The organism is Mesobacillus boroniphilus (assembly GCF_018424685.1).
Lineage (GTDB): Bacteria > Bacillota > Bacilli > Bacillales > Cytobacillaceae > Mesobacillus > Mesobacillus boroniphilus_A.
Window position 1 is genome coordinate 77,693 of sequence record NZ_QTKX01000001.1, and the last position, 15,036, is coordinate 92,728.

Consider the following 15,036-nt stretch of genomic DNA (forward strand, 5'->3'; position numbering starts at 1 on the left):
TAGTGTCCAGCTCCAGCGCCTAGCCAGTTTTTATCCCTGAATTTACTTCTTCGAGTATCCTGCGATAAGCGTTAGCTATGAGCAGCTCGAGTCGCTTGTATAGTGTCGGAGTTTCTGGGCAGTCGGCTATAAATTTCAATTTCGGTGCTCCCAATGAAGACAAAGAACGACTTCACCGGACGGCCCTCCAGCGCTTGTCGGTGCTGACCAAGGCGCCTCCGCTTTTCTATGAAACAACCTCAGTCTTGTTCATAAAAAAATTCTCTGCTGTCTTTTCGGTTTCAGGTTGTTTGGTTACTTCAATATATTTAATGTGGTGCTCTTCCATTTCGGTGATTTTAAAATGGTAAGATCCGAAGCTGACGACGTCGCCCTGCTTGACTTCATAATTTTCGGTAAGCATCCAGCCGCCAAGTGTATCGACATCTTCATCGCTGATATCAAGTGCAAGAAGTTCATTTACCTCACTGACAAGCATTTTAGCATCGATGATATAATGACTTTCTTTGATTTTGCGTATCATCGGCACTTCATCCATATCGAACTCATCGCGAATTTCTCCAACAATTTCTTCAAGGATGTCTTCTACTGTCACTAGTCCGGAAGTTCCGCCATATTCGTCCATCAAGATCGCCATGTGAATGCGTTCCTTTTGCATTTTTACCAGCAAGTCATGGATTGGAATGCTGTCGATGACCCGGATGATTGGGCGGATATATGAATCTATTACCTTTTTGCGGTGTCCCTGCTCATTGATTAGATCAGTCATTACTTCTTTTATATTGACTAACCCGACAATATGGTCCTTGTCTCCGTCAATGACAGGGTATCGGGTAAATTTCTCTTCCTTCACAATCTGGAGGAAGCTCTCCAGTGAATCTTCCTTTGACAACGAAATGATTTCCGTACGGGGCACCATGATTTCTTTGGCGATCCGGTTGTCAAATTCAAATATTTTATTTACATACTTAAACTCTGACTGGTTGATTTCACCACTTTTAAAGCTCTCGGATAGAATAATGCGAAGTTCTTCCTCAGAATGGGCTAAATCGTGTTCAGAGGCAGGCTTAAGGCCGACAAGGCCGGTAGCAAGGCGAGCAGATCCGTTCAACAGCCAGATGAATGGATACATGATTTTGTAGAACAAAATCAGCGGACCAGCTGTATTCAGAGAAACCCATTCTGCTTTTTGAATCGCTAAAGTCTTAGGAGCCAATTCACCAACTACGACATGTAGGAATGTGATGGTCGTAAACGCAATCCCTACTGAAAGAATATGTCCTAAGGATTCCGAAATATCCAGACTGATAAATAACGGTCTTAGCAAATCAGCAATTGCCGGCTCTCCAAGCCAGCCAATTGCAAGAGCAGTAATCGTAATCCCTAGCTGGCAAGCAGAAAGATATTCATCCAAATTCGAAATGACTCTTTTTGCGAGCACAGCTTTTTTGCTGCCTTCCTCTATTAATTGGTCAATTCTGGAACTTCTCACTTTAACAATCGCAAATTCTGAAACGACAAAAAATGCCGTTAAAGCAATTAAAATGGCTATCCAAACCAAGTTAAATATGTCCAAATAAGTTCCCTTAGCCCGCGGATTTGCGGGTAAGGAGTCACCTCCCAGTAAACTGAAAATTAAGCCTGGATTTTCAGGCTTCAATTTAAATAATTAAATTCATCAAGAAAATAAAACGGCCCGTTCCGTGCGGCTGGATCAGCCAGGGCCAACATCCTGTTATGCTGTTCCTTCCGCGTTAGCAGCTGTTAAATTCTTGATACGATAGATTGCCCCATCATACCACCTCAGCTTTATCATTTAAATTTTATTATACCATATAGAGAAGAATTGAGGGGAACATTAATACGGTTTGATATCAATGTATGAAACGGACACATAAAGTATGAAGTTTATGTTCAATTATATTGGAAAATTCTGATTTTCACAAATTAGGGCTTTTCTAAATCTACAGAAAAATTTCCCAATGGGAAAATAATCCTTAATGTGGTTTATTTAACAATTAAAATTTGAAATATATTTAAAAATTCAGTAAAATTTTACAAAAGGGAGGTTGTTTATGAGTATTCTTTTATCCAGCTTGGAAAGAAAGTTACAAAACGTCGATAAGACGATTGATACAATTTGGGTAGAACCATCCATGGATTTTATTTGTAGAAGAACTCCGGATGGGCTTATTAAATATGTGTCGCCATCTGTTCATTCCATGCTCGGTTATGAGCCATTTGAATTAGTCGGAAGGCTGTATACTTTATTTGTCCATGCAGAAGATTATAAAAGAATTTTGAGTACTTCCATGCCTGAAGCTGAGGATGTATGCTGTGTAACATATCGTATTAAGCGAAAAGATGGAGTGTACATATGGGTGAACTCACAAATCTCAGTTGTACGACATCCCGAAACAAATGAACCATTTGAACTGTTTTCAGTTACAAGTGATGTTTCTGCAAAAATAAAAGCAGAGCATTTTATCCTTGAGTATGAGAAATTGAATGTTGTTGGCCAGCTTGCCGCAGGTATTGCGCACGAAATCAAGAACCCTTTGACAAGCCTTAAAGGTTTCATCCAGCTTATGAAGACCGGCCAAGAATTGAATCACAACTATTTAGCGATCATGGAAGAGGAAATAAAACGAATGGAGTCTGTTTCCAAAGAGCTGATGCTTATGGCAAAGCCACATAAATCCGACTTTAAGTCCTTTGATATGAATGATTTGGTTGATCATGCAATCACTCTGCTGATGGCTGAGGCAGCAAAGAAGTGCGTCGAAATAACCAAGCAATCTACACTAGAAGATGGAATGTTTCTTTGCGATGGCAATAAAATCAAGCAGGTGTTGATCAATATGCTGATGAACTCGATTGATGCGATGGAATTGCCAGGTGAAATAACTGTTGCGATTTCTAAATCAGATGAGGAGTTGACGATTGCAATCGCTGATACTGGTACAGGAATTCCTTCGGAAGATTTGAACAAGATCGGTAAGCCATTTTTTACGACAAAGGCGAATGGGAACGGCCTTGGATTGATGATTTGCTATAAAATTATTGAAGAACATGATGGCAAAATCAATGTGGAATCGAGTTCAAAGGGGACGACATTCACCATCATTCTGCCGATCCATTGATTTGCTTGTTTCCAGCGATTAAGTATGAAGCGCATGTCTTCTTTGCCATTCTCTTGAAAGAAGCCCGTATACAATCAAATCATGAAATTTTCTATTTAAGTATTCTCCATCACGTAAGACACCCTCCTCGTAAAACCCAAGCTTCTTGGGAATTGCCTTGCTTTTATGATTGTCCTTGCCGCAACGGATTTCAATGCGGTTAAGTCCAAGCTTATAAAAAGCATGGTTTATTACTGCTTTCACCGTTCTGATCGTAATGCCCCTTCCTTGCAGTTTTTCCGACAGGTAGTAACCGATGCTTCCCTGGAAGTTGTTCCAGTCAATGTCATGAAGGCTAATACTGCCTGCAAGGACGCCCTTGTACCGGATACCAAAATGAATGCTGCTCCCTTCTTGAAAATTTTTCTGCCAAATTTGGATCACCGAGTAAAATTGTCCGGGAGATTGAATGCTATCAATCCAGGGCAGCCATTTCCGCAAATAGCGGCGATTGGAATCCACAAGCCAGAACAACTCCTCGGCTTCACTCGGCTCAAAGATTCGAAGTTCAAGCTCAGAATCAACTTTTAAAGTTAACATAGAAACCTCCTTAAGCTTTACTCTGATGGTACTTTTGGCCAATTAGATCATCATGGTTTAATCCGGCCGAAAGAGGGAAAAAAGTTTTACATTGTTTTTTACACTTTTTTGGGAGGAAGATTATGAAGTTAACGACTAGGATTTTGATTGGCCTTGGCCTTGGCGCAATGACCGGGCTGATTCTCAACATTTTTTCACCCGAATTATTCACTGTTTTGGATAAATTCTTATTTACGCCTCTTGGCAAGATCTTCATCAATTTAATCAGTATGCTTGTCGTACCAATTGTCCTTTTTTCGATTATTCTCGGAACCGCTGGATTAGGGGATCCAAAGAAACTCGGCAGGATAGGTTTCAAGACTGTAAGCTTCTTTTTAGCGACTACAGCCATTGCGATATCCATTGGTCTTGCTCTGGCATATTTAATCAAGCCTGGCTTGATAGGCCAGTTTGATACGAGTGGAGCAGAATTCAAGGCTGAGAAAGCTCCGCCGGTAAGTGACACCTTTTTAAATCTTATTCCGGCGAACCCGTTTGAAGCACTGACAGCTGGCAATATGCTGCAAGTTATCGTTTTAGCGTTATTCATCGGGATTGCGTTAACGGCACTTGGTGAAAAAACGAAAGGGATTTTCAACCTGATTGAACAAGGCAATGAAATCATGATGTATTTGGTAGGCCTTGTCATGAAGTTTGCACCATATGGAACGTTTGGTTTGATTGCAACTGCAATCGGCAGCCAGGGGCTTGACGCCATCAAGGCGATGGGAGTATATATGATTGTCGTTGTTCTCGCACTAGTTGTCCATGCACTCATTACTTATGGGTCAAGTGTATATTTTATTGGGAAGAAAAATCCTTTCTGGTTTTTCAAGCAATTCTCTCCAGCGATGGGCGTTGCCTTCAGTACATCGAGCAGTAATGCAACACTTCCCGTATCAATGGAGACAGCACAGAAAAACCTTCGTGTCCCTGAATCTGTCAGCAGCTTTGTGCAGCCTCTTGGAGCAACGATCAATATGGACGGAACCGCAATCATGCAGGGAGTAGCTACCCTCTTCATAGCACAGGTATACGGTGCCGATCTCACATTGGCCGAGCTTCTGACAGTTGTACTGACTGCCGTGCTTGCAAGTATTGGGACCGCAGGAGTTCCAGGCGTTGGTTTGATCATGCTGGCGATGGTACTTCAATCTGTAGGTCTGCCTGTTGAAGGGATTGGCCTGATACTCGGCATCGATCGTCTGCTGGATATGGCTCGTACCGCAGTCAATATCACCGGCGATGCAGCTTGTGCAGTCATTGTCTCTGAATCAGAAAAAAAGCATGCATTACGACCGGCTAAAAGCAAAGTGAAAAATGTGGCAGAAGAGCGCACACTTGAATATTCCGAATAAGAAGAAGAGACCCCACCGGAAACGGCGGGGTCTCTTCTTTTGAAAAAGATTGCTATAGAGAAGATTATAAGTTTGTTAAATCTCTATTCTCGTTAAAGGCAGCAGCATGATGAAAGACGTCTTGTCTGGTTCTGATGAACAGGCGAGAATTCCTTTGTGCTTTTCGATGATTTCCCGGCAGACGAATAAACCAAGTCCGGTCCCAAGTGTTTTGGTAGTGACGAATGGTTCGAAGATTGTTTTAAGTAAATGGTCAGGAATTATTGGTCCGTTATTTGAAATTTCAATTTTGATATGGGTATCATTCACGAAAAATCCTTTTATTTCAATTTGTGGATCATCACGGTACTGGCTCAATACATCAATAGCATTAAATATAATATTGATGAGGACCTGCCTGATTTCATCAGCATAGCCATACAAATCCATATCCTCCGCTACTTCCTTGATAATCCGGACATTCGTGTCCAGGATGCTTGGATATAGGAAATTTAATACTTCCTCAATCATTCTATTCAATGAGAAAAGGGTCTTTTCTTTTCCAATCAGCTCTTTTTTTGATAAAAGCAGAAATTGCGAAATCCGGAAATTCAATTGTTCGAGCTCGCTTGAGATAATATCCAGATACTTCATGTCTTGATGTTCAGATTTCAATAGCTGGATAAAGCCCTGAATGGAAGTTAATGGATTGCGGAATTCATGTATGAAGCTTGATGTCATTTGTCCAAGCAATGTCAGTCTGTCTTTATGTGTTGAATCGATGAACTGGTTCTTTTCTTCGATGACCTTGTTTTTCTGTTCATTGTAATAGGATACTGCGTAATACAAAAAGGTATCAAAACAGTAATTGATCCGGTTGATCGCCTCTTGCATTTCCTCCCATTCCATATTCATTTTGTGAAGATGCTTGTAGAGAACGGATCTTCCTGAATTGACATTATAGACAAAATCTCCAATGTTGATGTCAGCCCGAACACGTTCTTCTCCTACCAGAAAAGCAAGCTTTTGCAGGTGTTCCTCCAATTCTTCACTTGTCTTAGAAAAAACAGAGAGAATGATTACATACATATTCTCAGCGTTATTTCTTATTTTCTCTTTATATGGATCATCTTCAGAGACGATTATTTTCTCCGTCCATTCGGCGATAAGGTTTTGTTTTTCACTAGTCAGGAAGCTAAGCAATCGGTTATCCGTAATTGGCAGCATTTCATTAAGTCCCCCAGTTTTTCATTTCGGTATTAAAGATTCGAGGAAAAAAATGAAATCCCTTTGTCGAATATTAAGAACATGCGCTGAATTGCGTCGAATAGCTAAAATTGTGACAAAAGACCGATTTTTTTAGCAACAATGAGAGAGTTTTGTCTATTAAGTTATCGACATTTATTGAATAGTCCAGAGTTTGCAGAAAGGTTATACTTGTTATTGAATAAAAGAAGTAGTATATTCATAGTGTAGAAATTAAATAATAACCACAAGGGGAGCTGCGTAAAGCAGCTGAGAGTGAGCGGCCGAGTTCTTACCCTTTGAACCTGTTAGTTAATGCTAGCGAAGGAATGTGGATGCGATAGGAAAGCAATCTTGGGAATCCTATATCGATCCCTCGATTGCTTTTTTTGTTTCTGAAGCAGAAAAGGCGTATTAGAAGCGGACCTCATTCTGGAAAGAAGGAGGAACAAACATGAAACAAAAACAAACTCTCTTTTTAGTGGAAATTGCCGTATTTTCCGCACTGGCTTATTTGCTTGATTTATTTTCCGGATTTTTATTTTCAAGAATCTGGCCACAGGGCGGTTCAGTATCGATTGCGATGGTGCCTGTATTCCTGATGGCTTTCCGTTGGGGACTTAAGGGCGGAATTCTTACCGGGTTCATATTTGGTCTTTTGCAATTCATTCTTGGCATGTCACAAATTTATCATCCGGTACAAGGCGTGTTGGATTATCTCATTGCCTTCGCTGTACTTGGTATGGCAGGATTCTTTGCTGCCCAGGTGAAAGCTGCAATGCAGGGCGGGAACAGAAGGAAATGGATTGGTTATGTAGTAGCCGGTGTTTTTATTGGAAGCGTACTCCGTTTCATTGCCCATTTTCTTTCCGGCTGGATTTTCTTCGGAAGCTATGCCCCTGAAGGCCAGCCAGCATGGCTTTATTCAGTCATTTATAACGGGACCTACATGCTTCCAAGTATGATTTTAAGTGCCATTCTTGTCACTCTTGTAATTAGCTACGCACCCTCAAGAATGGTTCAATCAACACAAGTAAGCAATAAAATATGATAAGTAGGGGAGCTGAAAAGCTCTCCTATTTTTTATGTTCATTATACCTATGCAGGTATACAATAGGATTGAAGGGATTACTGATAAAAATATTGTCAATTATATGGAGCTTGCATTAAATGTTGTTTTAAAGCGGAGTCTTAGTGACTTATATCACAGTGGAAGTCACTCTGAACTGGTTAAATAAAGATAATCATTCTCATTTAGAAAAATCAAAAATGTAAAGAATTTTATGTAAGATTCTCATGAAAACTAACAAACTTGAAAAAGGTGAGGGCTATGCTGGGAAAATTAAAGACTGGTGAAAAAGGCCGGATCATGAATATTTCGAGTGCTGACAAATTTGTCAGAAGAAGATTGCTTGATTTGGGAATAGCGGAAGGCTCTGAAGTGTGCGTGAAATGCATCCTGCCTTTTGGAGGCCCAGTCATGGTTGAATCATGCGGGCAATGCATAGGCATTCGCCGCAAAGAAGCACTAAGGATTGAAGTGGAGCGAGTATGATGAATATTGCGCTCATTGGCAACCCGAATACAGGAAAAACATCATTGTTTAATAACTTAACAGGCTCCTATGAATATGTCGGTAACTGGAGCGGGGTGACAGTCGAGAAGAAAGTGGGTCTTTTTAAAAACGGAAAGAATCAGCTTATCGACCTGCCTGGGGTTTATACTCTCAATCCGCTCTCGAAGGATGAAGGTGTCGTTACGAATTTCTTCCTGAATGAACCGTTTGAAAAACTTCTGAATATCCTGGATGCTTCCCAGTTAAGAAGAAATCTTCACCTGACTATGCAGCTTTTGGAATACGGTGCGCCGGTCATTATCGGCTTAAACATGCTGGATGTGGCGAAAAACAGGGGCATTCAAATCGATATTCATAAACTGTCTGAATCACTGGGAGTGACAGTAGCTCCTGTGGTTGCAAGGACGGGCAAAGGATGTAATGAACTTGCGGAGCTGGTGACTGGTGGAGCTATCGGCACAGGGAAGAACAATCTCGTTTATTATGGAAAAGCGATTGAAGCTGGAATCCTCGAACTTGAGAACAAACTGGCTGGGAAGGTACAACATCCCGTTCGCTGGCTTGCTCTTCAGCTGTTTGAAGGCAACCCCTATGTAAAAAGCTATCTAGCATCAATTTTGCCTATGGCTGAATTAGAAACATTGATCAAGTCTGTTACTGTATCCCAACAACAAAGTGCAGGCAGCAAACAAGCACTTGACCAGGCAATCCACCGGAAGCGAAGTGAAGTGATCGATAAAATCGTATCTGCTGCCACCACGAAGCAGGATAATAAAAAGGTCCCGCATACTGAGAAGGTTGACATGGTTGTAACGAATAAATTTCTCGGAATTCCGATTTTTCTATTCCTTATGTATATCATGTTCATGCTTACCTTCGACTGGCTTGGCTTCCCGCTGTCGGACGCATTGGATTCATTTCTGTCCGGGCCATTAACATCAGGAATTACAGCAGCACTGACTGCAGCGGGTGCTTCATCATTCATCAAAGACCTTGTTCTTGATGGAATTGTTGCCGGGGTAGGGGGAGTCCTTGTCTTCGTGCCACAAATCTTCATTTTATTCTTTTTCATATCCTTACTTGAGGATTCGGGTTATATGGCCCGTGTCGCGCTAGTTATGGACCGCTTAATGGAATCAGTCGGTTTGAACGGGAAGGCGTTCATTCCGATGATGATCGGATTTGGCTGTAACGTACCAGGCATTATGGCAGCAAGGACCATTGAGACACCGAAGGAAAGGCTGATGACCATCCTGTTGACGCCACTTATGTCATGTTCAGCCCGATTGCCTGTATACGCCTTGTTTGTCGGAGCATTTTTTGTAGAACATAAGGCAGCTATCGTATTGAGTTTATATGTTTTAGGAGTAGTGATTGCACTTATTCTGGCCAAGGTATTCTCGGAGACTCTTTTAAAAGGTGAAACTTCAGTATTCGTCATTGAACTTCCGCCATACAGGCTGCCGCAGGGAAGAGCGCTTTGGAGAAGCACATGGGATAAGGGAAAGGGATTCATAAGGAAGGCTGGAACATTCATCTTTGCCGGCTCCGTCCTGATATGGCTGCTTGCCTACGCTGGTCCGGAAGGCATGAATGTCAGCATGGATGATAGCTATTTAGCGCTTCTTGGAGGGATTTTCGCACCGTTGTTTGCCCCTATTGGTTTCGGCACATGGCAGGCCAGTGCATCCCTTTTCACAGGCTTCCTTGCAAAAGAATCCATTATATCAACGATGAATATCATTTATTTTGTACCAGATGAAGCAAGTTTGCAGGGATTGCTTGCTGCTCATTACACACCATTGGCTGCATACAGCTTCATGGTCTTTATCCTGTTATACATTCCTTGTCTTGCAACTACTGCAACCATTTACAAGGAGACCGGGTCGACACGCTGGACCGCTTTTTCAATCGCTTATGCGCTAATTATCGCATATCTATTGTCGCTGGCTATTTATCAAGGTGGCATGCTGTTTGGATTAAGCTAAGCAGAAAAGGAGGAAGGATTCATGATCGCAAATATCTTAATCGGCGGAGCCGTATTCGGATACGCCGGATGGGCCTTCTACCGATTCATCAAGAAATCAAAGGAAGGAAAATGCGCTTCCTGTTCCATCCAAAGCTCTTGTTCAAGCAATTGCAGCATCAGCCAGGAAAAACACATAAAATAATTAAAAGGAATGCAGATAATTGCATTCCTTTTTCAATGGCTGGCGTTAAAGGCTAATGCTGATTATAAGCCCCGTTGATTGAAGTGGAAAGCGAAGAACCTGGAAAAAAAAACAGTCAAATTTAACGCTGTCTTTGTAATAGGCTGTTTTCGTAAAGATTGTTGTTAAAATCCTAAAGCCGATTTTAACGTAATAGAACGCCATTTTGTAGTTCGGTAATAAGTTTGCATGCTCTTTTCTCATAACAAGAGGCTACTTTGGGAAGAAAAATAGTTCATTCACTCCTATTTTGTAATCAATAGCAACAAAGTTTGAGAAAAGAGCCTTGTAATAAAAAATAAAAGTAAAAAAGTATTTTGAATTCAGATTAATTTAGTGTAAAATTACACTAAAAGAACTTAAAGGAATGAAGCGGATGACCAGGGATGAAATCATTAGCAGGGTTTCGGAAAAAGTAAGGGTGCTGCGGGCAGAAGTCGGTTACACACAGGATAAAATGGCTGATATCATTGGAATTTCCAAAAAGACGCTTGTCCAGATTGAAAAGGGCAGGGCTCAAGCCGGCTGGTCTACAGTCGTGGCAATTTCCGCCTTGTTCAGGGAAACCGAGACAATCCAATTTTTGTTCGGAAATGAACCATTAGAGGTTCTTGAAACCATCGCCCATGAAGGTTCAGATTATCGCAAAGAGAAAACATTGGGCGGTAAAGTTTGGTGGAGGGAAGTAGCTAGGATTGGCGGATTTGTCATGCAGCAAAACATTCTTAGCCAACATTACAGGATTCTGGATCAAGATGATTTTCGGATATTCAGCAGCTTTGAAGAAAACGAAACAAAAGAGCGGTTAGAGGAGATTGCTGACGAAGCGATGAAAGGGTAAAGTAATCTAACTGCTCAACCGGAAACGCAGTAAACAGGGAAAATTAAAACAGCCGGGTAGTATTTACCCGGCTGTTTTTTGCTTTTATTTATAAAAGTATAAAATTTAGTACTCAGATTAGTATCCAGCTCCAGCGCTTGTCGGGGCTGACCAGTGCGCTTGTACTTTTCTTATTTAGCAATGAGTACATGGCAATGTGCGTTATTGGCTACCTTTTGACTAACGCCACCGAGAATCTTTCGTTTGATACCTTCATCTCCCGACTGGCCAATGATGATTAAATCAGCATCTACATCCTTGGCAAATTCTATAATACTCTCAGATGGACTTCCCTCGAGGATGGAGTATTCAGTGTCTATCTTGAGAGCATCCAGCACGGCCTTTGCGTTATTAAACGCTTGTTCAGAACTGTGGGTAATGATCGAGTGCTCTGATTTATCGAGTGCACCTTGTTCCATAGCCAGTGGAGGCACCTGAACACCATCTGCCGGAAAGTTGTTGATAGGCAGAGGCTCAATAGGGCGCTCATTCGTTTCAACCAATTCGCTTTTAATTTTTTCTTCATATACATGGCCAACATACAACTTTACGCCTACTTTATTACTAGTGATCTCCTTTGCCAATTGCAGGGCTTTCTTGCTGCCTTCAGAATCATCGTAAGCGAGAACCACATTTTTTATTCCAGCCATATAAATCAACCTCCAGGATTAGACTTTTTACTGTTCAATACCCATTTTTAAAACAAAACTAACCGACCTAATAATTTCCATAAACCCTCAAAAATACTTAAAGCTTGGCGAACCTTGTTGTAAAGCTTTTCAAATTCAGGATAGGGAGTGGCCGGTATGGGATTTCATTCTCAAAAGCCGATTCATCCGACCATACGGAAATGCATGCAGCACCTTGATGTTATTCAAGCGGATGATAAGACCAAGCAAATAGTCTATATGTATATGGAAACACTGATACGTGAAAGTAATATCGTAGCTGCCAGCGAACAGGAACCGGCAGAGTCACAGATTCATAATTAGTATGAGCAGTTGATGATTATTTCAAGAAACTACCGCAGATTTGGACAATCTTGCGGTGGTTTTTTTGTTGTTTTATCTGAAGTAGTGCTGTGTTCGGACAAAATGAGGACTCATGCTTGAAGTTTTGTCTGAAGTGTTGCCAGGTTCGGACAAAATCTCGTCTATGCCCAGTGTTTTTGTCCGAAATGAAGCCGTGTTCGGACGAAATTTAAACTTGGGTTAGCTTTTTTGTCTGAAGTAATTGTGGGGAGGTTACCCAAATAACCAATAAGTTCATAGTAGTTTAGAAATCATATACCGCAACACATAAAAGGGCCAATCGAGAATTATCGATTGACCTTTTGCTTGCTTGTATGTCTTTTTTCCTCGTAATTAGCCAAATTGTGTTAATACCTTTGAAAAATGGGTAAAAGAAAGTGTCATATTTCTAAACTATTTTTAAAAGGTTGGGGTGCTCAGTGAGCAAAAATTCAATAGCAACAAGTTTTCTAAGAGGCTGGAAAAGGCTACATATGAATCAGGTGCTGGTTTTGTCTGTTTCAACAGCGATTTTGACATTCTTGAGTTTTTTCCATGTTTATTCTGAGGGGGCTGACATCAGCGCATTGAATGATGACATGGCACAGTCAACCGTCATCTATGATGCGAATGGTGAGGTCGCCAGTAAGATTTCGGCTCTGAAAAATGAAGGGATAAAGATTGAAGATGTTCCGGATCATGTCAAAAACGCTGTAATTGCCATCGAGGACCACCGTTTTTATGAACACGATGGTGTGGACCTTGTAGGAATTTCGCGGGCTTTTGTCCAGAACGTCAAGGCAGGAAGTATTGTTGAAGGTGGAAGTACGATTACACAGCAGTTAACGAAGAATGCTTTACTTTCGAGTGAAAAGACATATAAAAGAAAGCTAGAAGAATTTTTCATGGCAAGGGAAATAGAAAAGCAATATTCCAAAGATGAAATCATGCAAATGTATTTGAATCGGATTTATTTCGGGAATGGTTCCTGGGGAATCAAACGGGCAGCGATGGGGTACTTTGGCAAGGAAGTCAAAGACCTTTCCGTAAGCGAAGCGGCAATGATCGCAGGCTTGATCAAGGCGCCATCTGCATTGGATCCTAATAAAAATTATGAAGAAGCAATGGACAGAAGAAATCTTGTCCTCCAAATGATGAAAACCCATGGTTTTATTAAGGAAGAAGAGTATAAACAGGCAGTGGCCGAAGAGTTAGTACTTAATGAAAAAGGCGGAGATCCGTTGCGCGGCCGATACCCATACTATGTTGATCATGTCATCGATGAGGCTATAAAGAAATACGGTCTGACCCAGGAACAAATATTGACTGGTGGGTTGCAAATCCATACGGAGCTTGATGTGACAATGCAATCGGCTGTAGAAGGGACTTACGCAAAAGATGACCTGTTTCCAAAAGGCACAGATAAGCAAATCGTCCAAAGCGGCGCTGTGCTGGTTGATCCTAAAAGCGGAGGAATCCGTGCGCTTGTAGGCGGCCGCGGTGAGCATGTATTCCGAGGTTACAATCGTGCTACACAGTTAAAAGCACAGCCTGGTTCTACAATGAAGCCACTAGCAGTGTTTGCGCCAGCGCTCGAAGAAGGCATGGGTGTTACGGACATGCTGAAGGATGAGGAAATGGAATTCAAGGATTACAAGCCTCAAAACTACAATGATAAATATAAAGGCGAAGTCCCTATGTATGAAGCATTGAGAGATTCATTGAATGTGCCGGCAGTATGGCTCCTGGATGAAATAGGCATTGTCAAAGGAATGGAATCGGTAAAGAACTATGGCATTCAGCTGGATCCTAAGAAAGATCGTAATCTTGGCCTGGCACTTGGAGGATTATCCACTGGGGTATCTCCGGTAACAATGGCAGAGGCATATTCGGCATTTGCCAATAATGGTGAGCGCCATGAAACACATGCAATCACCAAAATTGTTGATAAAGAAGGCAATATAATTGTTGAATATAAAGGGAAGAAGAGCAAGGCTGTTTCAAAAGAAACTGCAGAAAAAATGACGACCATGCTCCTTGGGGTCGTACAAGATGGCACAGGGAAAGGTGCGCAAATTTCTGGTCGGGAGTTAGCTGGAAAAACAGGCTCTACCCAAGTGCCGATTAAAGGCATCGAAGGGACGAAAGATCAGTGGTTTGTCGGGTATACTCCACAGCTTGTCGGCGCTGTGTGGGTTGGTTATGACAAGACAGACAAGGATCATTATTTAACCACTACAAGCAGCGAAGGAGCCGCGCTGATTTTTAAGGACTTTATGTCTGAAGCATTGAAAAATACAAAAGCAGAATCCTTTAATGTCCCGCCGCTTTCAAAATATATAGAAGAGCACAAAAGGAAACAGCGTGCCAAGTCTGTAAAAGAACTAGAGAAAAGAGTTAAGAGGGAAGCAGAAAAACTAAAGAAGCAATGGGAAGAGGCAAAAAAGAAGCTGAAAGAGAAGAAAGAAAAGCCAAAAGAAGAACCAAAAAAGAAAGAGAAAAAGGAATCAAATACTGAAGCTGCTGCAACGTCAACGAATACTGACAGCAGCAATGACACCAGTGACTCCGGTACTACAAATGAAACCGGAGGTGAAGGTGATACAGGTAGTGAAGGAGATACCGGAGGCGAAGGAGATACCGGTGGTGAAGGAGATACCAGAGGTGAAGGAGATACCGGTGGTGAAGGAGATACCGGAGGCGAAGGAGATACCGGTGGTGAAGGAGATACCGGTGGTGAAGGAGATACCGGAGGCGAAGGAGATACCAGTGACACCGGTGCATCTGACGAAGATGGGTCTGTTGATGAAGAAAAAAAAGATGATGGCACTAACTGATGCTAAACAGCACGGGGGATAAGTCCCCTGTGCTGTTTTTATTTGTGTAGTTTGGGTAGGCTATAATTGTTTTAACTTAATTCGAGTATCTCGCAGAAACCAGCGGGTGCCCCTAACAAGTTTTCCGGAGTGAATATAAAAAAGAGACTGACATAAAACGTAGAATAAATTCAGTTGGCA

At 41.7% G+C, this 15,036-nt stretch carries 13 protein-coding genes and 1 riboswitch; of the genes, 9 read left to right on the top strand and 4 right to left on the bottom strand.

Going from position 1 to position 15,036, the window contains the following annotated elements; genetic code table 11:
- Positions 1-226: 226 nt before the first annotated feature.
- On the bottom strand, positions 227-1,576 hold the full coding sequence (locus DYI25_RS00455) for a hemolysin family protein (RefSeq protein ID WP_213365618.1): 1,350 nt from the start codon (positions 1,574-1,576) through the stop codon (positions 227-229).
- 499 nt (positions 1,577-2,075) lie between these two features.
- Here DYI25_RS00455 and DYI25_RS00460 point away from each other — a divergent pair, with 499 nt between their 5' ends.
- Positions 2,076-3,143 carry an ATP-binding protein gene (locus DYI25_RS00460; RefSeq protein ID WP_213365621.1) on the top strand — a complete coding sequence of 356 codons (1,068 nt, stop codon included), beginning with the start codon at positions 2,076-2,078 and terminating at the stop codon, positions 3,141-3,143.
- A gap of 18 nt (positions 3,144-3,161) precedes the next feature.
- Here the strand turns inward: DYI25_RS00460 and DYI25_RS00465 are convergent, their stop codons facing one another.
- Positions 3,162-3,722, bottom strand: a complete 561-nt coding sequence (locus DYI25_RS00465) for a GNAT family N-acetyltransferase (protein WP_213365624.1) — start codon at positions 3,720-3,722, stop codon at positions 3,162-3,164.
- Positions 3,723-3,844: 122 nt separating this feature from the next.
- Between DYI25_RS00465 and DYI25_RS00470 the strand changes: the two genes are divergently transcribed.
- A complete protein-coding gene (locus DYI25_RS00470; protein WP_213365627.1) occupies positions 3,845-5,119 on the top strand; it encodes a dicarboxylate/amino acid:cation symporter in 1,275 nt (424 codons plus the stop codon).
- A gap of 75 nt (positions 5,120-5,194) precedes the next feature.
- Here the strand turns inward: DYI25_RS00470 and DYI25_RS00475 are convergent, their stop codons facing one another.
- Complete coding sequence (locus tag DYI25_RS00475) at positions 5,195-6,325, bottom strand: histidine kinase N-terminal domain-containing protein (protein ID WP_213365630.1); 1,131 nt, start codon at positions 6,323-6,325, stop codon at positions 5,195-5,197.
- Between the two features lie 258 nt (positions 6,326-6,583).
- A riboswitch (TPP riboswitch) is annotated at positions 6,584-6,690 on the top strand.
- A gap of 107 nt (positions 6,691-6,797) precedes the next feature.
- Here DYI25_RS00475 and thiT point away from each other — a divergent pair.
- From thiT to DYI25_RS00500, 5 genes are all read left to right on the top strand, one after another.
- Entirely contained in the window at positions 6,798-7,394 is a 597-nt protein-coding gene (gene thiT, locus DYI25_RS00480) for an energy-coupled thiamine transporter ThiT (protein WP_213365634.1), read from the top strand.
- Positions 7,395-7,673: 279 nt separating this feature from the next.
- On the top strand, positions 7,674-7,898 hold the full coding sequence (locus DYI25_RS00485; RefSeq protein WP_213365637.1) for a FeoA family protein: 225 nt from the start codon (positions 7,674-7,676) through the stop codon (positions 7,896-7,898).
- Positions 7,898-9,907, top strand: coding sequence for a ferrous iron transport protein B (feoB, locus tag DYI25_RS00490; protein WP_213369304.1), 2,010 nt, complete (start codon positions 7,898-7,900; stop codon positions 9,905-9,907). Before DYI25_RS00485 ends, feoB begins: the two co-directional genes overlap by 1 nt.
- A gap of 21 nt (positions 9,908-9,928) precedes the next feature.
- The gene (locus DYI25_RS00495; protein ID WP_213365640.1) at positions 9,929-10,090 is read left to right on the top strand and encodes a FeoB-associated Cys-rich membrane protein; all 162 of its coding nucleotides are present in this window, start codon (positions 9,929-9,931) and stop codon (positions 10,088-10,090) included.
- A 415-nt stretch (positions 10,091-10,505) separates the two neighbouring features.
- Positions 10,506-10,970, top strand: a complete 465-nt coding sequence (locus DYI25_RS00500; RefSeq protein WP_213365643.1) for a helix-turn-helix transcriptional regulator — start codon at positions 10,506-10,508, stop codon at positions 10,968-10,970.
- A gap of 170 nt (positions 10,971-11,140) precedes the next feature.
- Here the strand turns inward: DYI25_RS00500 and DYI25_RS00505 are convergent, their stop codons facing one another.
- Positions 11,141-11,659 (bottom strand): universal stress protein, encoded by a 519-nt coding sequence (locus tag DYI25_RS00505; RefSeq protein WP_213365646.1) that lies wholly within the window; start codon positions 11,657-11,659, stop codon positions 11,141-11,143.
- Between the two features lie 156 nt (positions 11,660-11,815).
- On the opposite strand from DYI25_RS00505, the gene DYI25_RS00510 reads away from it, so the two are divergent.
- Both DYI25_RS00510 and DYI25_RS00515 read left to right on the top strand, forming a co-directional pair.
- Positions 11,816-12,001: a hypothetical protein gene (locus tag DYI25_RS00510; protein WP_213365649.1), complete on the top strand. Its 186-nt coding sequence runs from the start codon at positions 11,816-11,818 to the stop codon at positions 11,999-12,001.
- A 512-nt stretch (positions 12,002-12,513) separates the two neighbouring features.
- Positions 12,514-14,856 (top strand): transglycosylase domain-containing protein, encoded by a 2,343-nt coding sequence (locus tag DYI25_RS00515; RefSeq protein ID WP_213365652.1) that lies wholly within the window; start codon positions 12,514-12,516, stop codon positions 14,854-14,856.
- The last annotated feature ends 180 nt before the right edge of the window (positions 14,857-15,036 follow it).